This window comes from Mesorhizobium sp. WSM4850, from assembly GCF_055811735.1.
The window spans coordinates 1-21,589 of record NZ_JBVVPV010000054.1; the positions used below are offsets into that span (position 1 = coordinate 1).

A 21,589-nucleotide genomic window follows, 5' to 3' on the forward strand; every position below is an offset into this window, starting at 1 on the left:
ACCCGCTGCTCCACGAAATCACAGGCCGGGTTCCACATCAGAGATCCATAGGCAAAGAGCCAGACCTCATCAGCTGATGGTGCGGCGGCCAGTATCGCCCGGACGGTGTCATCATGGTCGGCGTCGGACGGCGCGGTGAAGGGCAGTGGCAGAGAATCGTCCACACTGAGGACTCTGGCGACCAGCTCGGGCGTTAGCCGCATTCGACTTGGTTTCGGGGCCATCGCTCGCTAACATTCGCAGCAGTCGACCAAGGCATCAAGTGTCAGATTCGCACCACTAGTCACACCAGGGTCGGCGCTTGCCGGTCCATGGCCGCGCTGGCCGCAGATCATGCCGGGTTGCGGCAAAAGTTGGATCGGCAAAGGAGGCCCCGGCTTTCCCACGAGCCGACAGCAAGCACCCGCAGCGGCCCCCGTCGAAAATGGCTCAGTCGTGCGTAGATTCCTTTGGAAACTTCGCCTTCGCCACGCGCAGAACCAGCCATCCGACGATGCCCGCAAGCGTCGATCCCAAAAGCACTCCAATCTTCGTTTGGTCCTGAAGGAGTGCAGAGCCCGGATAGGCAAGGAGCCCCACAAAGAGGCTCATCGTGAAGCCTATTCCGCACAGCACCGCCACTCCGTAGAGTTGCGCCCACGAAGCACGGCGTGGCATGTCCGCCAGATCCAATCGAATGGCCAACCAGGCGAAGCCGAAAACGCCGACCTGTTTGCCGACAAAGAGTCCGAGTGCAATACCCAGCGGCGCCGGATCGAGCAACGCGGCGGGAGTTACCCCGGCGAAGGAAACCCCTGCATTGGCAAATCCGAAGATCGGAACAATGAGAAATGCCACCCACGGGCTGAGGGCGTGTTCAAGTCGGTGAAGCGGTGATTCCGGGCTATCTCCGGACGAGACTTTCAACGGGATTGTTAGCGCCAGTGCGACTCCCGCGATCGTCGCGTGAACGCCCGACTGCAGCATGAAAAACCAGAGCGCGCAGCCAAGGATTAGATACGGCGCAAGGTGCTTCACGCCGGACCGGTTGAGGGCCGCCAGAGCCAACAACGTCGCGACCGCAAGCCCTAGCATTAGTGGCGAGAGTTCGGCGGTGTAGAAGAGCGCGATTATCGCGACTGCTCCCAAGTCATCCAGAATCGCTAGTGCCGTGAGGAATATCTTTAGCGAAACTGGTACACGCGGACCGAGGAGCGCGAGGACCCCAAGCGCGAAGGCAATGTCCGTCGCGGAGGGAATGGCCCAGCCCCTGAGGTTCAGCGGCTCATTCCAGTTGATCGCGGCGAAGATCACGGCCGGCACGATCATGCCGCCAAGCGCGGCTATCCCTGGCAGTGCGCGCCGCGACCATGTCGCCAATTGCCCGTCCAGGAGCTCGCGTTTGATTTCGAGGCCCACCAGAAGGAAGAAGACGGCCATCAGTGCGTCATTGATCCAGTGCAAAACCGACAGCCCAAAAACATATCGGTGCAGCACATCGAAATAGACGGGAGCGAGTGGGGAGTTCGCGATCAGCAGGGCCAAAGCGGCGACAAACATAAGCGTGAGGCCACCCGCGGCTTCATTGCTGAAGAAGGACCGGGCAATTGAGGGGGGACGAACGCGGGGTTGATTTAGCATCCGCGCTCTTTTCCACGGTTGGCGGACCGGTTCAACCCACGACATTAGTTCACTATCCGGGGCATGCCAGCCGAGGCCTGACCCCGCAACTTGAAAGCAATAAACTAGGGCGCGTACTCTTGGCCATCCTCTTGGCTTAAAACGGCTGATCCTGAAAAAATGACAGATCGCCGCCGTGCTCAACAGGCGACGCGGCGTACCGGTTGAAGTTGTCTTCCGATTTTGGCAGGCACCTCACGTGCAGCCGGCATGTCCGCAATTACAGGTGCAACTCACGAAAGGGCTTGAGTGAGCTCTGGACCTGTTTTTTCTTCCCTTCTGCCGCCAAATCGTCACCGGAAGTTTGGAATGAGCCGAGAACACTGCGCGACGCTCTACGACCTGCCATCATTGTACGATGCGGTGGTTGTGCCCGGCCCGTGCGAATCATTCTACCGCAAGCTTGCATGTTCCACCGGCGACCCGATCCTGGAGCTTGCCTGCGGTACTGGCCGACTAACGATACCGCTGGCGCTTGAAGGCCACGAGGTGGTCGGGCTTGATGCTTCGTATCGCATGCTACGCGCTGCTCGCGCCAAGGCTGAGGCGAAGCGCGCCAAAGTGGAATTTGTGCTCGGCGATATGCGCAGGTTCGATCTTGGCAGGTATTTCGCCTTGGTGATCGTCTCCTGCAATTCGTTGGCTCACATTACAGCCAACGAAGACATCGTTGAATGCCTAAGCAGGATTGCCAGACATCTCGTCCCGGGGGGATTGTTGGCCTTCGATGTCGTGAACCCAAACATGCGCGATCTTGCGCAATGCGGCCATACAGCTGAACGGAGCGAAACCGAGCCTGATCGCTCATATGTCTCGGGCAACAAGGAACTGATTGCCTATGACCCGGTCCAGCAGGTCCAGATCTTAAAATGGCGCTTCGAAGGGTTGGGGCGAAAAATACCGCCTGTCGCGCCGATGCGGCTGCGCGCCTATTTTCCGCAAGAGATGCCGCTGCGCCTAGCATTAGCAGGTCTGGAACTTGCCGCCCGATACGGTGACTTCGACGGCCGCCAATTCACCGGCTCCAGTCCCAACCAGATTTATGTAGCTGGAACAGCAAGGAACGCCAGCTGATATGGTTTCATCCGTTTCGGATCAGTCGACCCCTCGGTCATCTTTTATGCTAGCGTTCCGGTGCGTTCGAAGGGTTGAGGCGGATTCCGGCGAAGCGCAGCGCCTCATAAAGGACTGACGACATTGGAGTGAGGGTATGGTCGAGACGCGCGATTTCGACATCTTATCGCCGGGCTTCCACGCAAACCCCTTCCTTACACTCGACCGCATGCGCACCGAAGGACCAGTGGTTCCCATGAGGCTGCCGATTGTTGGCCGCACCTGGCTCGCCGTGACACACGACGCCTGCGCAACCTTGTTGAAGGATCACGAGAGCTTCGCGCGCGACCCTGCCAACGCGGGGAGCAGGACACAGGCGCGGATACTGAGAGTTCTGCCGAGGTCGCTCGGTCTTCTGGCGCTGAATATGCTCGGCCATGACGACCCGGAGCACCGTCGCCTGCGTGGCCTTGTCGACCAGGCGTTCCAGCGCCGAACCGTTGAGGCCATGAAGCCGATGATCACGCAAATAGCCGATCGGCTTCTCGACAAGCTGGAGGGAAGGCCGGAGGTCGATCTCATGGCCGAGTTCTGTCGCGATCTTCCGCTTTCGGTCATCTGTGCGCTGCTCGGACTGCCGGAGCAGGAACACGATCGATTCAAGAACTGGCTGGGTGGGCTGAAGGACACGGCCAATATCGGCGCCGTGCTCCACGCCATTCCCGGTGTGATCCGTGCAGTCCGCCATCTTCGCCGCGTGTCACGGCAGGGAGGCGGAGCGCTACCCGATGGATTGATCGTGGCGCTGCGCGATGCTGAAACCGATGGGCAGAAGCTCAGCGACGATGAACTCGTCTCGATGATCTTTCTGCTCTTCGGCGCGGGGCAGGAAACCACGACTCATTTGATCTCCGGCGGGCTCTTTGCATTGTTGTCTCACGAGGACCAACGCCGCAGGCTGCAGAGCGACCCCAGCCTGATGCCCACCTGCGTCGAGGAGTGCCTGCGCTATGTATCGCCAGTGCAAATGACCAAGCCGCGCTTCGCGACCCGCGACATGGTCTGGCAGGGACGCCAATTCCGCCGCGGCGAGATGTTCGCCGGATTCCTGGCGGCGGCAAACAGCGATCCCGCCAAGTTTGAGGATCCGCACCGTTTCGACATCGCGCGCCACCCGAACCCGCACCTCTCCTTCGGCACGGGCGTGCATTTCTGCCTCGGTTTCCAGCTCGCCCGGGCGGAGGCCGCGATCGCGTTCGAACGGATCCTCACGCGCTTTCCGGCTATGCGCCTCGCCATCGAGGCGCAGAAGATCGAGTGGCGCAAGCGCCTTGGAATTCGCGCCTTAGCGCAGTTGCGTGTACAACTCGTGACGTGAAATAGGGTGCCGGGCGCAGAGTTTCTTGCACCTCGCTGATGCACTCCAAACACAAAGTCAGGAGGAGCTCTCGTTTTCAGTTGATTGTGACCTGGAGCTGGGTTTTGCTTGGCTTCGAAAGCCCGATCAGAGTCATGACGGCATCTTCGATATACGAGAATCCGTCGGTGTATGACCAGATCGTGCCACCCGGCCCTGGCGAGGCCTTCTATCGCGGGATACCGCGGCAAATGTTCAAAAGCGAAAATAGGGGCATCAGTTGCATTGCCGTGATCCGGTTTAAAGCCTGCAACCGCGGGAGATATTGCTTATCACTAGGATGACTGAGGAATCCAAACGGTTTTTTGCCGCGGTCGTGGGAGGTTTAATCGCTGCGACTGGTTCAATCATACAGCTCAATGCGCAAGGAATCGACAGCCAGGAGGCGATCGGCAAAATCATCGGTTCGGAGGTGATGGTGGGCGGCATCGGCCGATATTCATATCGGCAAGATCGTTGCCGCGATCGAGAAGACCAGCGAAAACATCGGCACAATCAGGAAAGTGTCCAATTTGAGCAAGGTCGACATCGTCTTGCTACCCCACGCGGAAGCAAGCCAAGCAGGGATTCCGCTGGAACTCGACGCCAAGGTCGAGGAATATTGGGCCGAGATTTCGCAGCTTCGGAAGGAGCTCGAAGGAAACGCGATGCTCTTCCACGCTATCGATTCGCGGCAAATACTGCCCACCCAGGTGCTCGCCGTTGAATTCGACGGCTCTGGCGCTGCCATCATCTATGTCGCCCGGCGGCCGAGGCGGTAGAAACCGGGATTATGGCATGTGGCTGTCGCTTGCGCTGCCTGCAAAACGGCTGGTAACGGCAGGTCAGCGGCCACGAGGAGTGCACTCCGGGCATTAGCTATTCGGCTCATCCGCCAGCCGCGAAGCGGTAAATGCCAAGCACGCAGACTCAGAGAAGGCCGGAGCCGCTTGGGGACGTGGGGTAAGAACGATTGCGGACGGTCCTGACGGCCGCATCCACATCCGTTTTGCTGTCCCCGAGTTCTTGAAGGACAGCTGCACCCAGGAGAAGGCTGGATTCGGTCGTTTCGGGCATCACGGTTGTCGCGCCTTTCTCAAGCAGCTCTTGCACATGCACGTGGTGACGCGCCCGGACAATCACCGGTAAGTCGGGCAGTTTGCGTCTCAGCGCCGCAAGAGCCGATTTGGCTGCCTCGGGGTCGTCCAGAGTGATCACCATGGCCTTTGCGCTATCGATTCTCGCTGCGGCCACCATCTCCTCCTGAGAAGCGTCGCCAAAAAAGACCGGTAGACGTTCCTTCCGGGACCGCTCTACATTTTTGGCGTCGAGGTCGACTGCAACCCACCTGTATCCACGCTCGTCGAGCAATCTGCCGATCACCTGGCCGACCCGCCCGAACCCGGCAATGACAACATGGCCCGAGTAAGCTTCGGTCTCTGTCTGTAACTGAGTTCTGCTGGGTAGCCCCCGTCGCTCAAGCTGGCTCTGGGCCGCTCGACCGGCGCGGGCCAGAAGTGGCGTGGTAACCATGCTGACGGCCACGACGGCAAGCAGGAACTGACCGGTCTCGACCGATAGCGCCTCGGTGCCCATCGCGAGGCTGAACAGCACAAAAGCCAACTCGCCGCCTTGGGCAAGGTGCAGGCCAGCGCTTGCAGCGAGCGGCAGCGGCAACCCGAAGGCCGTACATAGGCCGAGGATTAGCAGCGCCTTCACGGCTATGAGTGCAACTGCGACCAACAGGATCCAGTGGAGCTGAGGGAAGACGACGCCCACGTCGACCAGCATGCCGATCGAGATGAAAAACAAGCCCAACAAGACGCCTCTGACAGGCCGGATATCGGCTTCGATCTGGTGGCGGTACTCGGTGCCGGCAAGCATGAGACCGGCTAGAAAGGCGCCAAGGGCCATGGGGAGACCGGCCAGTGCGGTACCCCAGGCCGTGCCGAGCACCACCAGCAGGGTAGCAGCAATGAAAAGCTCCGCGTTCCCCGTGCCGGCGATGACGCGGTAAAGCGGTCGAAGCAGCAGACGCCCGGCGGCAAGCAAGATGACTAGCGCCACGGTGGCCTTTAGGCCCGCCTCGGCGAGCGTCCAAGCCAGTTCTTCAGGCTCTTGGCCCAGCGCTGTGACAACGGCCAAGCCGGGAACGAGCGTGAGATCCTGCAAGAGCAGAACGGAAAGAGCTACCCGCCCGAGATGACTGGACAGCTCACCGCGTTCCGACAGCAGGCGCAATACGAAAGCCGTTGATGAGAGAGCGAGGGCGCCGCCGATTATCGCTGCCTGTTCGATGGTGCCTTCGAACGCTAATACTCCCGCTCCGATGACAGCACCCGTGATGGCAACCTGCGCCACGCCAAGTCCGAACACATATTGCGCCATGGTGCGAAGGCGATCGAACGACAGCTCCAGCCCGATCGCAAATAGCATGAAAACAATGCCGAGCTCGGCGAGGCGGTGCGTTCCCTCAACCTCGCTCACCAGCCCAAAACCATACGGTCCAATAACAAGGCCCGCGATCAAGTAACCGATGACCGCATCAATGCCGAGCCTGCGCACCAGGGGCACGACCAAGATAGAAGCCACAAGGAAGACGACGGCGTCGCGCAGGATAGAATAATCGTGAGGGACGCTTTCGGGCATGATGCTTCGGTCTGCTACAGTTTCATCATCCGCGCAACCTGGTCCTGTTCGGCTGTCGCCCACGGCTTTGCTAACATTAGGAGGAGAGAGTGAATTTCCCGCCTATAAAAGCAAGTTCGCAGAAGCTTGCCGCGCCAAGATGTTTCGCACATTCGAGACCTGCCATCGGCCATTGCGCGCTGTGCGAACGCCGCGGTTGTTTAGAGCGATTGCCAGTCCACGTAGGCTAGTGATGCCGGACTGCTGGATGGAGGCGATGATCGGCAGCACGGTTTGGGCAAATCTGTCAGCCTCCCGGATCGAGATCTTCCGACCTCTCGCTGCAGCTTCCGCTGTGTTGGTCGGATTGCCGAGCTTCATTCCAGTGGTCTTGCGAGAGGCGAGGGCGGCCTTGGTCCGTTCCGAGATCAACCGCCGTTCTTTCTCTGCCAACGCGGCGTAAAGGTGCAGCATGAATGGATCGGCATCGGCGCCAAGTTCGGCGACGATAAACGGGACCCGCTGAACCATCAGGCCGGCAATGAAGGCAACATCGCGCGACAGGCGGTCAAGCTTCGCCACAACGACTGGGCATTTGACCTGCCGGGCAAGGGCGAGGGCAGCGGTCAGTTGCGGACGTCGATCAAGTGCATCCGCGCCCTTTCCGGTTTCGATCTCGGTGAACTCCTGGAGGATGATCATTCCCTCGGCCTCGGCAAAGCGGGCGACCGCAGCACGCTGGGCCTCGATGCCCAACCCAGAACGTCCTTGCCGCTGTGTCGAGACCCGATAGTAGGCGACTGCTCTCGTCATGCTGCTGTTTCCGGGGTGTTCAAACTGCAAACCACCGTTTGCAGTGTGCTCGCCGGCGAATGAGAAGCAACTTCTAAGTGGTTGATTATGCAAATCTTTCGCTCACCGGCGAGCGTAGGCATGGCGCACCAGCCGGTTTCCTCCATCAGACACACTCCCGACTAGGCGACCGGGATGAGAAGCCATCACAAGCGTTCTACGACGTAAATTGACCATTTCTGCCGTTCATTCGCGCCAGTCGAAAGTTCCTAACGGCTTGACAAAGCGGTCATTCCCTTCGGTCCCTTACGTTCGTAGGCCCGGACCATTGTCGACTCGGCAACTTAAGCCACAATGTCCGACAGAAACAAACCTATCTCCGATGCCAACCGCGGATTGAGGGCCGCATCCGTACCATGGGGTCAAGGCGGCGCGCTGGCTGCGGCACGTCGATGGGTGTAAGGTTCTTAGCCATATCCTTGAAAGTGGCGCGGCATGACGGTTCCCCCACTCGATCGGAAGCTGCTGGCGATACTGGCGGCAGACGTGGTCGGTTATTCGAAGGCGATGGAGGCCGATGAGGCTGGTACCATTGCGCGACTAAGAGCCATCCGCGCCGACCTGACCGATCCTGCCATAGCCCGTTACCACGGCCGAATCGTCAAGCTGATGGGCGATGGCGCGCTCGTTGCCTTTGATAGCATTGTTGATGCGGTTGCCTGCGCAGAGGAAATCCAGAAAGCCATGGCCGCACGCAATGCCGCATTGCCTGAATCTGAGCGCATGGTGTTTCGCATCGGCGTCAATCTGGGCGATGTGGCGCTAGTGGACGGCGATTTCTATGGAGATGGCGTCAACGTCGCAGCGCGGCTGGAACAGCTCGCCGAGCCAGGAGGCGTATTGGTGTCGGGCACGGCGTTCGACCACCTGCAGGGCAAACTCGATTGCCCGCTCGATTTCGTCGGCGAGCAGCGGGTTAAGAATATAGCACGGCCGGTGCGCGCCTATCGCCTGAGGCTCGACGGCAAACGGGCTCGCTGGATGTTGCGCAAATCGATGTCGCGCTGGGCCATACCGGTGGCGGTCGCGCTTGCCGCGCTTGCGATCCTTGCCAGCGCTTGGCAATTCTGGCCGGTCGAGATGGCGAGCGCCAAGCCTTCGATTGCGGTGTTGCCCTTGAACAATTACGGAGGCGACGAGGCGACCGGGCGGCTGGCAGACGGCCTTACAGAGGATATCATCACTGATCTCTCCCGTATGAGCGAGTTCGACGTGATCGCTCGCAATTCGACTGACGTCTACAAGGGCAAGTCAGCGGACGTGCGGCAGATCGGGCGCGATCTGAAAGTCCGCTACGTGCTTGAAGGATCGATCCAGCGGCAAGGCGAACGCATCCGCGTCACGGCACAGCTCATCGATTCGGAGACTGGCGTCCACATTTGGTCGGACAGCTGGGACCGACCGGTGCAAGACCTGTTCGCCGTCCAGACCGAGATCGCGAACCATATCATCAGCCAATTCGAAATGACTACGGGCCCCATCAAGAGCGTCGATCTCGGCGCTGCAAGGCGAAAGCGGCCAAAGAGCCTGACGGCTTACGAACTCACTCTCCTGGGAGTCGAGAAGCAACTGAGCCCAACCCGCGAGAGCATCGCGGAGTCGATGGAGATTCTCAAGAAGGCGGTTGCCGCAGATCCAGGCTACGCACGGGCATGGATCAATCTCGCCTGGGCGCACACCATGGCTGCACATTATGGCGCCGACTGGGAAGACTCGAACCGGGCAGCAACGGAAGCCGCCGAACGCGCCGTGGCGCTCGACCCGAATGATGCCGAGGCGCATGCCGTGCTGGGTGAGGTGCTCGCCTCCAGAGGGGAGTTCGCCCGGGCCAAGACTGAACTTGACATGGCGCTGCGTCTCAACCCCGGTTCTTTCTCGATCCTTGCCTATTACCTTGGCTGGGCGAGCGCCTTCGGTGAGCCGGAGCTAGGTGCAGAGTTGGCCGACCGTGCTATTCGCCTAAACCCGAACTACAAGCCTTGGGCGAGCAGCGGCCTTCGCTATGCCTATTTCATGGTGGGCCGTTACGAGGATGCGCTCAAAGTGATGGAGCGCCAGACGCCTGACAACTACAGCAAATACGGATGGGTCGAACGCGCTGGAAGCTTCGCGGCTCTGGGTCGAACGACGGAGGCCGAGGCGACGGTCAAGGAAACCTTGCGGCGTTACCCGGACCTCACCATCGAAATGATCGCCAATGACCAAGCGTTCAGTGCCGCCGAAACGCCGCGGCATATCGAGACAATGCGGCTAGCTGGCTTCCCGCCCTGTGCCAAGCCGGAAGAGGTGGCGAAATTTGCCAAGCCGGTGCGGCTGCCGGAATGCGAGGCGGGGCAGATTAAGCGGTCGCCATAGAACAGCTCGGCAAAGGCCGCGAGCTAGTGGAGCGCGAAGCCGCGCGCGTTGCAAGCGTCACCACGATAATGAATCACGTTGCAAGAATTACCGACTTGCCGAATGACCGCTGTGCATCGCAAGCGCCAGTTCGCTGGCCGGACGATGAATGGCGGCAAGTGGCGCGATCCAGACCTCGCGCTCGCTCAAGTAAAGAACTCGTCCTCGTCCTCGCCGGTGAACTCCCATGGCTTGGGTCCGATATGGTTCGTCGTCGCCACCCGACTGCGTGACACGGGCGAGAGGCCGAGCTCGCTCATGAACTTGTGCATCAGCTCGACATTCTTGTTGGAGATGGCAAGCCAGGGCGAGGGCTGCACATAGCCGGCCGGCGTCCGTAGAAGGGGAGGGGTTTCCTTGAGCTTCTTCTCGGCCTCCACCCAGCGGCCATAGGCCTGACAGTAGGCAGCGAGTGCGGCCCGATCCAGTTCGCTGATGATGCCGAGCTCGTGGAGGTAATGCGCAAGCCGCTTCCACTCGGCCTTGGCCGTGGGCATCAGATGGGCCGGGCAGGTCGGCATCGCCGTCACCGGCTTTGGCTCACGCTTGTTGAGGGGCCGCTTGCCTGGATTGCCGAGCGCAATCTTCAGTGCCGTCGGCGTTGGCTTGCGTCCTCGCATCATGCTTCCTTTCAGTCCGTCGCACCGCCGCTATGGGCTCCGGAGTTTGTCGACCATTTCGCGGCTGCAATCATGCTGCCGGAAGGCCGAAAGGCCCGGTATTTGGCCATTCCTAATCCAGCCGTTACGCTGCTACCCCCTGCCAATTTCGCGGTTCTTCGAAGAAAGGGGAGGCACCGGTCGCAGGGTGAAAAGCTGTAGAGATATGACCGCCCCCCGCGAGGCACTATAGCGGCTTCATGTCTTCATAGGTGGTCACGAAGGTCACTGGTGTATCCAGTTTTCCCTCTAGCTCATGGATGGAGGTCTCCTTCCAGCGCGCCCTGGTCTTCAGCCAGAAGATTGCTGCAGTGACGGCCTCCCGACCTTCACCGGTCGCCTTGCGGTAGAGGCTTTCGGCGACCCGTGCGTTGGCCTTGATGGCGCCGCTCTCGAGCTCATGAGCGTAGGTCGCCTTGAGGTTTTGCTCGTCTGTAGCGAGCACGCAGGCGATGTCGGCCGTGCTAAGCCCGAAGCCGGCCAGCGCCTCCACCCGGGAGTTCAGTGGCCGGTTTTCCAGAGGAGCTTCGATATCGGGGCTCATTTGGCCCGGTCCGCGTCCCAGAGGGTGACGGAATTGTTGGCTGGAGGCGTGCCGGCAGGAGTCTTGCCCAAGCCTGCAGGATCCGGAGCGCGAAGGATGATGCGGCGGATCTCATGCACCTGCTCGATCGGCTTGCCGTCCAGGCCGGAGTGCTCGTTGACCGAGGTCTCCTTCCAGCGGCCGCGTGCCTTGAGCCAGAAGATCGCGGCGATGACCGCTTCACGACCTTCGCCCGTTGCCTTGCGGAAGAGGTTCTCCGCCACCTTGGCATTGGCCTTGGTGTGGCCAAAGGCCAGTTCGTGTTTATAGTGCTTGCGCAGCGTCTTTGGATCGACACCGACCATGCCGGCAATCTCGGCCTCCGGAACACCATAGCCTGCCAGGCCTGCCAGCGCCTCTACCTGGCGGCGATGAAAAGCATCGGGCTGATGCGAGGGCCGCATCTCAGGCAGCCTCCGCCAGCCGCTCGGCCCCGAGTTCAGCGAATGTACGGCCATTGCCCTCCAGCGTTGCCGCCTGACCGGTGAACTCCTGCCAGCGTTTCACGGCGACGTCGACATGGGCGGGGTTGAGCTCGATGGCGTGGCAGCAGCGGCCGGTCATCTCGGCGGCGATGATCGTGGTGCCCGACCCGCTGAACGGCTCATAGACCGCTTGTCCGGGCGAGGAGTTGTTCTCGATCGGCCGCTTCATGCATTCCACCGGCTTTTCGGTGCCGTGGCCCGAGGCCGACTTCCTGTGCGGGATGGCCCAGACGGTGGTCTGCTTGCGATCTCCCGCCCAGTGGCCCTTCCTGCCCTTCCTGACGGCATACCAAGCCGGCTCGTGCTGCCAGTGGTAGTCGCCGCGGCCGATGACCAGCCGGGTCTTGTCCCAGATGATCTGATAGCGAAGGTTAAAGCCTGCCGCTTCCAGGCTGTCAGCCACCACGGGCGCGAAGAGACTGGCGTGCCACACGTACACCACGTCGCCTGGAAACAGCGCCCATGCTTCCCGCCAGTCGGCGCGGTCGTCATTCAGTACCTTCCCGCTGGCAGTCCCGGAGCCTCCAATGCCCCGCATGACGCGCCACTCAGGATCGTAGGCGACGCCATATGGGGGATCCGAAACAAGCAGATGCGGCTTCACCCCATTCAGCACTCGCTCCACGTCGGCTGGGTTGGTGCTGTCGCCGCAAATCAGCCGGTGTCTGCCGAGGAGCCAGACATCGCCGGGGAGGGTGGCTGGCTGCTCCGGTGTTTCAGGAATGTCGTCCGGATCAGTCAGGCCCGCCGTGCCGAGGCTGGTGAGCGTGGCGATTTCCAGGTCGTCAAAGCCGGTCAGCGAGAGATCGAAGCCGAGGGCGGCAAGGTCACCGAGTTCGAGCCCGAGCAGTTCATTGTCCCAGCCGGCGTTCAACGCCATCTTGTTGTCGGCGATGATGTAAGCCCGCTTCTGCGCGTCACTCAGCCCGGAGAGCTCGATCACCGGCACGGTGCACATACCAAGCTTGCGCGCCGCCAGCAGGCGGCCGTGGCCAGCGATGATGCCGTTCTTGCCATCCACCATGACCGGGTTCGTCCAGCCGAATTCCCGGATCGAGGAGGCGATCTGCGCCACCTGGGCATCCGAGTGCGTCCTGGCATTCTTTGCGTATGGGATCAGAGCCGCGGCAGGACGGTACTCCACAGCAAGGCGAGGAGCAGGATTTTCGATGCTGCCGTTCTGACCAGCGACGGCCGGAATGGCATCGTCCGTATCAGCCGCAGTTGCCCAACCGAGAACCGCTTCTTGCTCCGCCTGCATCAGAGTTCCTTTCCGCACAGGCGGAGTGGGTGGTGAATGTCCGCCTGCTTCAGTATTGATTATAACATGGCCTTATGTGATTGTAGTCGCTTCTGTTTTTCGCTTGGCTACGATTGTTTGCGAGCTGCTTCGCTGGTTCGTACTGGCAGTGCTTGCGATTGGCGAATAGAGGGCCGGGGAACGAAGTCGCCTCTTCTACATTCTCACCCCGGCATCAATTGTTGCTCGAAGCGGGGAATTTTGCAGGACAGGAGAGGTCGACCAAATGGCAGGCAGGCGCGCCTCACCGCGCTCCTCGGCGGGCGCACGTGCAGCCAAGGGGGATAGGTGAAACGGCTGCTCGACATCCGCCTTCACATAGGGGTCGTCCTGGGTTTCGTGTTGCTGGTCGTCACGCTCAACCTCATTCCCGAGCAGCATGCAGTACGCCAAGCCATTCCACACGCCTATGGTATTTCCGACCCGCAGTTCCTTGAGACCATGGAGGCCGTTTACGGCGGCGAAGTACGCCGGGGACATGTCGTTGAAACCCTTGTAAACGGCGTTGAAATATACCCGGCCATGCTTGGCGCAATCAGGGAAGCGCGGTCTTCGGTAAATTTTGAAACCTACATCTATTGGTCCGGAGAGATCGCTCTGCGCTTCGCCAACACTCTCGCCGATAAGGCGCGGGAGGGAGTACCAGTCCGCGTCCTCGTCGATTGGGTTGGGAGCATTCCCTTCGACCAGCGCCTCATCGACATCATGCAGCAGGCCGGGGTTTCGTTTCACCGCTTTCGGCCGCTGCACTGGTACACCCTGGACCGGGTGAACAATCGCACCCACCGCAAGCTCCTCATCGTTGATGGATCAGTCGGATTTACCGGCGGTGTTGGGATAGGCGACGAGTGGCTGGGCGACGCACGCAACGCCGACGAATGGCGTGATACTCACTATCGCGTCACCGGCCCGGCAGTGTCTGCAATGCAGGCAGCGTTTGCCGATAACTGGCTGGAGGGGACGGGTGAGGTCTTGAGTGGCAGCCCATTCTACCCAGCCGAGGACGAGAGCGGCCCTCTGGGCGCCCAGGTCGTTATTTCGTCGCCGCCCGAAGGTTCGGTATCCATGCATCAGATGATGCTGATGGCCTTGGCGGCGGCTAAACGCCATATACGGATCGGCATGGCCTATTTCGTGCCCGACGATGTTGCTCTCGCCCAGTTGCTTGCGGCTCGGGCACGCGGCGTCGAGATCGACATCATAGTTCCCAGCGAGAATACCGATGTGCCAATCGTGCGAAAGAGCTCACGTTATTTTTGGGGCGACCTTCTGCGATCTGGAGTGCGGATACATGAATTCCAGCAGACCATGTATCACCCCAAGCTCCTGATCGTAGACGATGCTTGGGTAACAATGGGATCGGCCAATCTTGACGAGCGTTCGCTGCGGCTCAACGACGAGGCGAACCTCAACATTTACGGAGAGGAGTTCGCCGCCGAGCAGATTGCGATCTTTCAGGACGACCTGAAACGGTCGCGGCAGATCAGTCTTCAGGAATGGCAAAGCCGGCCGCCAAGTGAAAAATTCACCGACTGGATCGCGAGCTGGTTGAGAGCTCAACTCTAGGACGACCCGCGTCGGGACATGCGTCCAACGCCGCATAGAGTCATCGGCGGGAAAGCCACGGTATTCCGCAGCCCTTTTCCTCCGGTTATCGGGATTGGCCGCCCGCCGCGGCCATATCTTTAGATTAGGTTGGAGCAACACACCCGTTGGAAGGCGGAATTGCTGGGTCGGCACCCGTTGGAAAACCGTTGGCGCACACCCGTTGGAAGCACCGATGGAAATCATTGACCGGCCGCCTTTTTCGCAGAAATGACAATGAGTCTGCCGGCGCTTTGACGGTGGCCCGAAATTCTCGACGGCAAGTTCGTTTTGTTCCAGGAGGACGGCTATGGCTTGCTCGAACTCGCCCACTGCGATGGTGCGCTTTCGCTGACCGAGGTTCAGGATTTGATTGGCGGGATCTTCAACGCCGTTGACGAGAGCGGCGATGACAGCGTCGACATAGAGGAAATTCAATCCTTCTTCCACGGAGGCGCGGACGAGGTCCGCTGAAAGAATCTTTGTCCAGGCAAGGTCCAGAAGGCGTCCCACTGTCCCATTCCTTAGGAGTGTGGGACAGTGGGACGGGAGTTCTTGGAATGGGGGGACGATGGGCAGATTTATTCAGCCAACTGGAAGTCGCGGCAGCTTGCGCTGGATCCAACAAGCTGTGAACACGTGTCCGCAGGTTCTTGACAGGCTCATTCTCGAGGCAAGCCAGATCAAGGGGTCACTGAATTGGCTGTCTCCATTACGCACTGACGAATTCGCCGAATATCGAGACTCCGATTTCCTCCAGCGTCTCGGGCTCGAACGTTTCATTGGTCCGCTCGCTGAATTCTGGCCAAGCGAGGCCCCCAATGGGACGCCCTCGGTCGTTCCGACACCGGTAGTATCCTTCTTGTGGAAGCTAAAGCCCATGTTGGAGAGATTTGCTCGCCAGCGTCTCAGGCAGGCGCGAGATCAGCGGCGCAGATAGACCTCGCTTTGGCCGAAACCATTGCGTTCATTGGCGCGGAACCAAAAGCCCCTTGGCGACAGGCATTCTACCAACTCGCCAACAGGATAGCCCATCTCCATTTTCTGCGAAGGAACGGGGTGGACGCCTGGCTGGTGCTGATCAATTTCACGGGCGACACTGAGATGGGAGGGCCAGGAGGCGAACGGGAGTGGCAGGCCGCCTATCAAGTCGTCGAACATGCTATGGGCGTGCGCAAGCGGCATGAGCTAAGCCGGTACATCATTCATATCTATCCCGATATCTCGGAGCTGGTTTGACGCACCGAATTCTGCTGTCCCACAGTCCGACTCTTAAGGGCGTGGGACAGTAGGACAGGCGCTCAGGTCATCCGGGCAATTTTCCTTCGGCCCGCAATTTGCTCTGAATGCGATTCACTTTGGATTTGCTGAGGCCTGTCTTCTTGGCGATGTCCCGGACGCTATCCCCGGTGAGCGACATGCTCAGGACGAGGTCGGCCTCAAGATCGTTAATCGGCATGACTGTCCAATGAGCGTGGGCATCACGGACCTCCAGTTTGGCTTCGAACGGTGCTGCGGCCTCGCCAAACACGCCACGTGCCTTCGCCAAGTGAACTTCGAAACGCGCGCCGTCTTCGACCTGGTAGTCGCCGGGGTGCTTCAACGTGACGAGCGTGTCCAGCACGTCCTCACGTTTGCTGGTCCCTCTGGGGTTGCCTCCGCGGCCTTCATGTTCGACCAACAGAACGCTTACGCCTTGACGGCGCAGCCTGAGTAGCCAGCTCTGCATCGTGTCCCAACTCTCAGCCTCATTCTCGCGACCGCCGGTGACTAGCGTCGAACGGTTGTCGAGGATCAACAGCTCAGTTGCGCCGAGCAGGGCCTCCAGGCGCTCTTGCGATTCCTTCTGCGCGAGATTGAGGCCGACGCCAATCTCCTGCTCGTCCATCGACAGGATTCGCAGTCGTCCAGATGTTACCGGGCTGAACATGCGCAACCGCTCCTGAAGATCGGCACCAGGCATTTCGCCATCCACGTAGAGGACATGGCGAGCAACCGGTGCTGTCCAACGCAAGAAGGTCCCCCCCGTTGCAACCGCGTGAGCAATGCCGATTGCGACCTGAGTTTTGCCGACGCCACGAAACGCCGAGAGCATCACGAGACTGCGCGTGCGAAGGATCGGTTCAAGGATGTGCTCCCGAGGCCTGAGCCTCATCGATGTAAATTCGTTGGACGAAAAGCATTTCAAAGCTGCCGCCCGCGCCAGGTCAGTTCCAGGCGATACCGAGCGGCTGGCCCCTATGGCGTCGAGTGCTTGCTCGGGAGACAGGATCATGGCCGGCCTCTATCTGCAAAATCTGTGTGCGCGAGCCTTGGCAATACTGTTGTGACTTCACGTCCAGCCGACGTCCAACGCTCACCGCATGCTCGCGCTGCACCTCGGCCGGCGTCGTCATGATCGGTGAAGATCGTCAGCGCCTCAATGCCGGCCAGAACGGGGAAGTTCGCTATGCCGCCGGCCGACAAGGCTGCCCAGGTCGGGCGGAAGCCCATCGCGATACAGGCGAGGGCAGTCTCGATCCCTTCGGCGATATGCAGGCCGGAGGTCACCTCCTCGTCGGGCGAGAGCTTGACGCAGGCACCCGAGACCGGTCCGAGCATTTTCTTCTGATTGCCGAGGCCGGGTATGTCAGCCTTGCCGAAGCCATTGGGCGCCAGCGCGGTACGGTGGATACCGCGGAATTGGCCGGAGTGGATGTCGACCATCTTTGCTACCAGCGCTGGCAGGCGCATCACCACGCGGTCGGCAAGCCGGAACGGGCAGGTTTCGTGAAAACGAAGCGCGTCCGCGTCATAAGCCTCTGAATGCAATTCGAGCCCACGATTGGTTAGATAAGCCTCGGCAACCGTCATGCGGATCGGCGTGGTTTCTTCCCATAGTCGGGCAGCGATGCGGACCCGATCGCCGCTCGGCGCCTTGAGCGTGGCCTGCCGTTGGTTGGAGGGTCTCCTGCCGCTGTGTAAGCCAAGGACTCGCCGGATATGATCCCGACAGTCGCGCCAGTCATCATTGGCAAAGCTGGTGACCGCGAATCCGTCGGGTGCGGCTGGCGTCAGGAGGATGGACATCGATCGGTCCCGGGCGGAATGGCCGGGGCCAGGCGCCACGATCTTCGACCGGCCGGCGACTTCGCCGCCGAGCAACTTGGCTGCCAACTCGACGTTTATGGTTGGCGGCGTGTTCATGCTGCGCGCTCGAGCAGCGCCGGCAAATGCTCAGCCGGCACACGGGCGCCGGGGCGCATGATCGCCAGATAAGAAAACTGACCACACGCCAGCCTGCGCTGTACGAGATGGACGAGCCGCTGTTGCGCCGCCCGATAAGCCCGCCGGGCAAGACGCGCCAGCTCCAGGCGCTCAGTTTTGGCCAGTTCGGAGATCTGAGGATCAATGTCCAGGATGAGAAAGCCGCAGTGATATTCGGCTATCTGGCCGGCGGCCGCATTGCTTAGCCAGGTGGTGAACTCGGCATCGTCGCCGGCGGTGAACACAGAAGTGGGATAATTTCTCATCGCGTGCCTCTCGCTCCTTTCGACTTTCGCGGACGAAAGTCCTTTCGGGATTGAGTACCGGAGCGAGTCCGGACCGGCATTACGAACTCCTGCGCTCCGCCACGATAGCGAGGTGGTGCGAAGGTCATCGCAAACAAAATGAGCGGTGCGTGACCGCGAGCAGCGGCGCGAAGGAATACATGCTTGCTCAGTAGTCCGCCCTCCGATGCGGCCCATCAGCGGCACCCGGTCTTTTCGATTCGATGAAGTCCGCGAGCCTCAAAGGCCTCCACGTCCTCCAGGCGGTAAACAACGCGCCCGCCAACCTTGAGGTAATGGGGACCTTGTTGCAGCCATCGCCACCTTTCGAGAGTGCGGGGGCTCAGGCTCCAGCGGCGAGAAAGTTCAACTTGATTGAGGTGCCTGACGACCATAACGCATCCTTTTGTTGCTCGTTCAGTCTTAAGAAGACCGTGAGCAGGATCGCCGCCGGGCGCTGCAGTTTATATGTTGGCTGAGGATTTCTTTTGTGACGGGCAGGACATAAATGGCTAGGCAAGTTGCGGCCGGGACAAAGCCGATTGTGACATTCCATTATTAAGATCGTGACACGTCGGCATATGCCGATTTCAAATCAGCTCGGGTTACCTCCCGAAGCACGGGTGCGAGGCGATAGCCTTGCCCGTGCAGGTTCTCGATGAGGCTTTCCGGGAGAACGATTCCCTGATCGACAGCGAGCCGCTCGGCCACTGCTTCTCTGATGCGCATTATCCGCGCGCGCATAGTCGGCTCCTGAGGGCGAGATCGCTGGACGGGAAGTACGGCACATCTTCCCCATTTGATTTTGCCAGCCGATGAAAAGGCAGCAGTGCCTCAACGACGCAATAATCTGCGCCTTCAAGGTGGTAGCCGCCCCGAAACAAGATCCGACGCTCCTTTGCGTCTACAGCAAAATCGCAGACAGGTTGCTGCAGCTGGTCCATGAAAGCGGCCACCTCAACAAGGTGATCGGCTATAGGAGGCGCTTCGATCCGATCGCGGCTGACGCATAAATTGAGCAGAGCGCCGCGGGGAAGTGTGCCGTGAACCAGGGGAGACGTATGATCCCTCAAGCCGCCTTCCAGGACTGCGAATACGGCGTCCGCATGCCGCCTGTACAACTCCCACATCTGGTCAAGCGCCTGCTCGGAAGAGAGGTCAGAAATGTGCTGCACGGCCGAGTAGACGTCTGGGTTGTCTATCGGAAACCGCTGACGCGTCGAGTTCAGAATCCCGCTGTTGAATTTTACATAGCTGACGGCCAGTCGAACGTCATCGTCGGCATCCCTTCGCCCGAAGAGGAGATCGATACCGTACCCGTCTGCAGGCTCAAGCTCCCCTGCGCCAGCGGCGAGCACGGCAAAGCGGCGGTCGATGCACTGGGAGCAGCGACCGCAATGCCGCACGTCCGTGCTCCAGACCATGGGATGGACGCAACTCACCGTCCGCGGCAGGAGGGGTCCGAAATCGTGGAAGAGGATCCGCTCAACGACCTCCTTCTTGGTAAGCCATAGATACGGAGTGTTGATTTCCACCTGCCGGTCGGCAAGATGAGAGAAGATGCGCTCGAAGCCGCGAATGACCTTCGGATGCGTCGTCTTAGTCGCCCGCGAGCCCAACACATCTTTGGCGATAGGCAGGTTCAAGCTGACAACGCCATTCTCATAGAAGGTGAACCGGTCCTTGCCGAACATCTGCGCTAGGACAAACGCCAAGCTGGCGAAGAGGAACGATCGTGAGCGCTGCGTGGGTTCCGCCGAGTCGACATTCGCGTTGGTGACGTTGACCGGGACGTAAAAGAGCCGCGCGCCGTAGCCAGCCCCCCTTAGTGCAGCAACCAATTCCTTCTGGACCGCGAACACTTTGGATGCGGAGTGATGCCCAACCAGCGCTGTGCGTCGTCCTTCGCCGACGATGCTGTCCAGGGCGCCGGCGAATGAGTCAATTCCGCCGGAAAAGAGCGCCACCTCGTCTGGGGTGAACGAACCCTCGGACATGTCGGGAAAGTACATGGCCGGCTCGCCAAGCGGGTTCACAGCTTCGACGAACTCGAACTCGTAAGTGTCGTCGGAAAGGAAGCCGAGCGTGCTCTCCAGCAGGTCGCGCAGTTGGAAGCCCGACCAGACCTCGGGGCAGCGCACTGGAATTATGAAACGCATGCCGCGCGTCCAGAGGCGGCCAGCTTGCGCAAGTTTTTCGCTGCCGCGAGTGGCCCGCTGATCCCCGCAGTAGACGTATGCGGCTATTTCCAGAAGATCGAGCAGCAGCTCGGGAAGGTTGCTCACCATCGCCTGACTGATGTCGGAAATACGCAGATTGACGGTCCGCTTGCCCTGGACGTCCATCTCGAAGCGGCGTGTCTCCGGCGGCGCTGGAGAAGCTTCAGTCGCGCCGCAAAGAAACTCGAACTGCCTCATGCGGCCAGTCCACTGCGGCGAGACAGTTCGTTGCGGACTTTGGTAAAGGCATGAGCCGCGAACCCAGTCGCGTCATGTCGGGTGAGATCCTTATCGAGATGGAAACGATTGTTGCCGAGCCAGTCTTTGGCGAAGGCCCGCATGATTATCGTGGTCTCCTTGCAATGGCGGTGGATGGCGCCCTCGAAGTGGCGTACGTCAGCGACGGACCGCATCGGGCTGCCAGGTCCGATGTGTCGTGATATTTCCCTCTCCAGAAAATATTGAATATGGCCCTCGAGCAGATTGGTGAAGAAGCGCTGCGCAAGCTCGCCAAATCGCTCGGTTGAGGCGAAGGTCGCGATTGTAACCCGCTCATCTTCCAGCGAAGCCTTCCACAGCGAAGGGGACCTGTCGAGTGTGAGGCTATTCAGTGCGGAGATCGCAGCATTGCGGGCAATAAGACTGAAATCGGTAATGTCTCGCCCGTTTTTGCGACGCGCCCGCTCCACCGCGTCGTTAAACCCTGAAAGGATATCTGTCAGGGACGGATCAGGAGGAACCTGAATACCGATCTCCGCGAGGGCGGCCTGGAAATCTGCGTCCTTGGCTGCCTGCGGAATTTTGAGCAGGAGCCAGAAGCCTTCAACAAAAGCAGGGTCCTTCACTGCTTCCGCAAGTGACCTGTCGGCCGCTCGCTCCACGGCCTGGGCAATACGGGCGATGCGGAAGTCGCTTTCGTCGAGGAGCGCTACGACTTCTTTCCACTTCTTGGTGGTGGGCAGGTTCCCGAGACGAATATGACCCATGTCTGCGACCCTTGCATTCAAGCGCACTATGCGCTTCGGTCGCCTGGCCGAAAAAGGTACCTTGCCGGCGTAGTTAAGGCTTACTTGCCGGAGGTCGTGCAGTTTTCGCTTTCCTGCGCGTTGATCACTTCTTCTTCGACCCGTCTCCTTTGATTTCCGGCCCCCATGGAGCCGCGTTTTCCGCTGGCCTATACGCTTGTGGATGCAAGCACGACCGACACATTCATTATCGCGGTTCGGCCCGAGCGCGCTATCTCCCGA

General features: G+C 60.1%; 19 protein-coding genes. 7 read left to right on the plus strand and 12 right to left on the minus strand.

Annotation, left to right across the window (positions count from 1 at the left end; all coding sequences use genetic code 11):
* Positions 1-429: 429 nt before the first annotated feature.
* Positions 430-1,620, minus strand: a complete 1,191-nt coding sequence (gene nhaA, locus AC0L2Z_RS30855; RefSeq protein WP_473630164.1) for a Na+/H+ antiporter NhaA — start codon at positions 1,618-1,620, stop codon at positions 430-432.
* 348 nt (positions 1,621-1,968) lie between these two features.
* Between nhaA and AC0L2Z_RS30860 the strand changes: the two genes are divergently transcribed.
* The 3 genes from AC0L2Z_RS30860 to AC0L2Z_RS30870 all read left to right on the plus strand — a co-directional run bounded on the left by AC0L2Z_RS30860 (position 1,969) and on the right by AC0L2Z_RS30870 (position 4,890).
* Positions 1,969-2,733 carry a class I SAM-dependent methyltransferase gene (locus AC0L2Z_RS30860; protein ID WP_473630125.1) on the plus strand — a complete coding sequence of 255 codons (765 nt, stop codon included), beginning with the start codon at positions 1,969-1,971 and terminating at the stop codon, positions 2,731-2,733.
* Between the two features lie 136 nt (positions 2,734-2,869).
* Positions 2,870-4,090 (plus strand): cytochrome P450 family protein, encoded by a 1,221-nt coding sequence (locus AC0L2Z_RS30865; protein ID WP_473630126.1) that lies wholly within the window; start codon positions 2,870-2,872, stop codon positions 4,088-4,090.
* Positions 4,091-4,641: 551 nt separating this feature from the next.
* Positions 4,642-4,890, plus strand: a complete 249-nt coding sequence (locus tag AC0L2Z_RS30870) for a hypothetical protein (RefSeq protein ID WP_473630127.1) — start codon at positions 4,642-4,644, stop codon at positions 4,888-4,890.
* A gap of 148 nt (positions 4,891-5,038) precedes the next feature.
* On the opposite strand, the gene AC0L2Z_RS30875 is transcribed toward AC0L2Z_RS30870, so the two are convergent.
* The gene (locus tag AC0L2Z_RS30875; RefSeq protein ID WP_473630128.1) at positions 5,039-6,757 is read right to left on the minus strand and encodes a monovalent cation:proton antiporter-2 (CPA2) family protein; all 1,719 of its coding nucleotides are present in this window, start codon (positions 6,755-6,757) and stop codon (positions 5,039-5,041) included.
* A gap of 102 nt (positions 6,758-6,859) precedes the next feature.
* Positions 6,860-7,642 carry a recombinase family protein gene (locus AC0L2Z_RS30880; protein WP_473630129.1) on the minus strand — a complete coding sequence of 261 codons (783 nt, stop codon included), beginning with the start codon at positions 7,640-7,642 and terminating at the stop codon, positions 6,860-6,862.
* Positions 7,643-8,023: 381 nt separating this feature from the next.
* On the opposite strand from AC0L2Z_RS30880, the gene AC0L2Z_RS30885 reads away from it, so the two are divergent.
* Positions 8,024-9,943, plus strand: a complete 1,920-nt coding sequence (locus AC0L2Z_RS30885) for an adenylate/guanylate cyclase domain-containing protein (protein WP_473630130.1) — start codon at positions 8,024-8,026, stop codon at positions 9,941-9,943.
* Positions 9,944-10,128: 185 nt separating this feature from the next.
* Here the strand turns inward: AC0L2Z_RS30885 and AC0L2Z_RS30890 are convergent, their stop codons facing one another.
* The 4 genes from AC0L2Z_RS30890 to AC0L2Z_RS30905 all read right to left on the minus strand — a co-directional run bounded on the left by AC0L2Z_RS30890 (position 10,129) and on the right by AC0L2Z_RS30905 (position 12,970).
* Positions 10,129-10,605: a phage terminase small subunit P27 family gene (locus AC0L2Z_RS30890; protein ID WP_473630131.1), complete on the minus strand. Its 477-nt coding sequence runs from the start codon at positions 10,603-10,605 to the stop codon at positions 10,129-10,131.
* A 223-nt stretch (positions 10,606-10,828) separates the two neighbouring features.
* The gene (locus tag AC0L2Z_RS30895) at positions 10,829-11,185 is read right to left on the minus strand and encodes a hypothetical protein (RefSeq protein WP_473630132.1); all 357 of its coding nucleotides are present in this window, start codon (positions 11,183-11,185) and stop codon (positions 10,829-10,831) included.
* Positions 11,182-11,628 carry a hypothetical protein gene (locus AC0L2Z_RS30900; protein WP_473630133.1) on the minus strand — a complete coding sequence of 149 codons (447 nt, stop codon included), beginning with the start codon at positions 11,626-11,628 and terminating at the stop codon, positions 11,182-11,184. The genes AC0L2Z_RS30895 and AC0L2Z_RS30900 overlap by 4 nt, the downstream gene beginning before the upstream one ends.
* A 1-nt stretch (position 11,629) precedes the next feature.
* Positions 11,630-12,970 carry a site-specific DNA-methyltransferase gene (locus AC0L2Z_RS30905; protein ID WP_473630134.1) on the minus strand — a complete coding sequence of 447 codons (1,341 nt, stop codon included), beginning with the start codon at positions 12,968-12,970 and terminating at the stop codon, positions 11,630-11,632.
* Positions 12,971-13,297: 327 nt separating this feature from the next.
* Here AC0L2Z_RS30905 and AC0L2Z_RS30910 point away from each other — a divergent pair, with 327 nt between their 5' ends.
* From AC0L2Z_RS30910 to AC0L2Z_RS30920, 3 genes are all read left to right on the plus strand, one after another.
* Positions 13,298-14,575 carry a phospholipase D-like domain-containing protein gene (locus AC0L2Z_RS30910; RefSeq protein WP_473630135.1) on the plus strand — a complete coding sequence of 426 codons (1,278 nt, stop codon included), beginning with the start codon at positions 13,298-13,300 and terminating at the stop codon, positions 14,573-14,575.
* A 333-nt stretch (positions 14,576-14,908) separates the two neighbouring features.
* The gene (locus AC0L2Z_RS30915) at positions 14,909-15,067 is read left to right on the plus strand and encodes a hypothetical protein (protein WP_473630136.1); all 159 of its coding nucleotides are present in this window, start codon (positions 14,909-14,911) and stop codon (positions 15,065-15,067) included.
* A gap of 474 nt (positions 15,068-15,541) precedes the next feature.
* Positions 15,542-15,832, plus strand: a complete 291-nt coding sequence (locus AC0L2Z_RS30920; RefSeq protein ID WP_473630137.1) for a hypothetical protein — start codon at positions 15,542-15,544, stop codon at positions 15,830-15,832.
* A gap of 67 nt (positions 15,833-15,899) precedes the next feature.
* On the opposite strand, the gene AC0L2Z_RS30925 is transcribed toward AC0L2Z_RS30920, so the two are convergent.
* The 5 genes from AC0L2Z_RS30925 to AC0L2Z_RS30945 all read right to left on the minus strand — a co-directional run bounded on the left by AC0L2Z_RS30925 (position 15,900) and on the right by AC0L2Z_RS30945 (position 21,328).
* Positions 15,900-16,868, minus strand: coding sequence for an AAA family ATPase (locus AC0L2Z_RS30925; protein WP_473630138.1), 969 nt, complete (start codon positions 16,866-16,868; stop codon positions 15,900-15,902).
* On the minus strand, positions 16,865-17,779 hold the full coding sequence (locus tag AC0L2Z_RS30930) for a DUF7146 domain-containing protein (protein WP_473630139.1): 915 nt from the start codon (positions 17,777-17,779) through the stop codon (positions 16,865-16,867). The genes AC0L2Z_RS30925 and AC0L2Z_RS30930 overlap by 4 nt, the downstream gene beginning before the upstream one ends.
* Positions 17,776-18,084 (minus strand): hypothetical protein, encoded by a 309-nt coding sequence (locus tag AC0L2Z_RS30935; protein WP_473630140.1) that lies wholly within the window; start codon positions 18,082-18,084, stop codon positions 17,776-17,778. The genes AC0L2Z_RS30930 and AC0L2Z_RS30935 overlap by 4 nt, the downstream gene beginning before the upstream one ends.
* A gap of 767 nt (positions 18,085-18,851) precedes the next feature.
* Positions 18,852-20,540 (minus strand): 7-cyano-7-deazaguanine synthase, encoded by a 1,689-nt coding sequence (locus AC0L2Z_RS30940; protein ID WP_473630141.1) that lies wholly within the window; start codon positions 20,538-20,540, stop codon positions 18,852-18,854.
* Complete coding sequence (locus AC0L2Z_RS30945) at positions 20,537-21,328, minus strand: hypothetical protein (RefSeq protein ID WP_473630142.1); 792 nt, start codon at positions 21,326-21,328, stop codon at positions 20,537-20,539. The genes AC0L2Z_RS30940 and AC0L2Z_RS30945 overlap by 4 nt, the downstream gene beginning before the upstream one ends.
* Positions 21,329-21,589 lie beyond the last annotated feature (261 nt).

Bases quoted from the DNA above. Each gene is read 5' to 3' on its own strand.
- nhaA (WP_473630164.1), bottom strand. From the start codon at position 1,620: ATGCTAAATCAACCCCGCGTTCGTCCCCCCTCAATTGCCCGGTCCTTC.
- AC0L2Z_RS30860 (WP_473630125.1), top strand. From the start codon at position 1,969: ATGAGCCGAGAACACTGCGCGACGCTCTACGACCTGCCATCATTGTAC.
- AC0L2Z_RS30865 (WP_473630126.1), top strand. From the start codon at position 2,870: ATGGTCGAGACGCGCGATTTCGACATCTTATCGCCGGGCTTCCACGCA.
- AC0L2Z_RS30875 (WP_473630128.1), bottom strand. From the start codon at position 6,757: ATGCCCGAAAGCGTCCCTCACGATTATTCTATCCTGCGCGACGCCGTC.
- AC0L2Z_RS30885 (WP_473630130.1), top strand. From the start codon at position 8,024: ATGACGGTTCCCCCACTCGATCGGAAGCTGCTGGCGATACTGGCGGCA.
- AC0L2Z_RS30890 (WP_473630131.1), bottom strand. From the start codon at position 10,605: ATGATGCGAGGACGCAAGCCAACGCCGACGGCACTGAAGATTGCGCTC.
- AC0L2Z_RS30895 (WP_473630132.1), bottom strand. From the start codon at position 11,185: ATGAGCCCCGATATCGAAGCTCCTCTGGAAAACCGGCCACTGAACTCC.
- AC0L2Z_RS30900 (WP_473630133.1), bottom strand. From the start codon at position 11,628: ATGCGGCCCTCGCATCAGCCCGATGCTTTTCATCGCCGCCAGGTAGAG.
- AC0L2Z_RS30905 (WP_473630134.1), bottom strand. From the start codon at position 12,970: ATGCAGGCGGAGCAAGAAGCGGTTCTCGGTTGGGCAACTGCGGCTGAT.
- AC0L2Z_RS30925 (WP_473630138.1), bottom strand. From the start codon at position 16,868: ATGATCCTGTCTCCCGAGCAAGCACTCGACGCCATAGGGGCCAGCCGC.
- AC0L2Z_RS30930 (WP_473630139.1), bottom strand. From the start codon at position 17,779: ATGAACACGCCGCCAACCATAAACGTCGAGTTGGCAGCCAAGTTGCTC.
- AC0L2Z_RS30940 (WP_473630141.1), bottom strand. From the start codon at position 20,540: ATGAGGCAGTTCGAGTTTCTTTGCGGCGCGACTGAAGCTTCTCCAGCG.
- AC0L2Z_RS30945 (WP_473630142.1), bottom strand. From the start codon at position 21,328: ATGGGTCATATTCGTCTCGGGAACCTGCCCACCACCAAGAAGTGGAAA.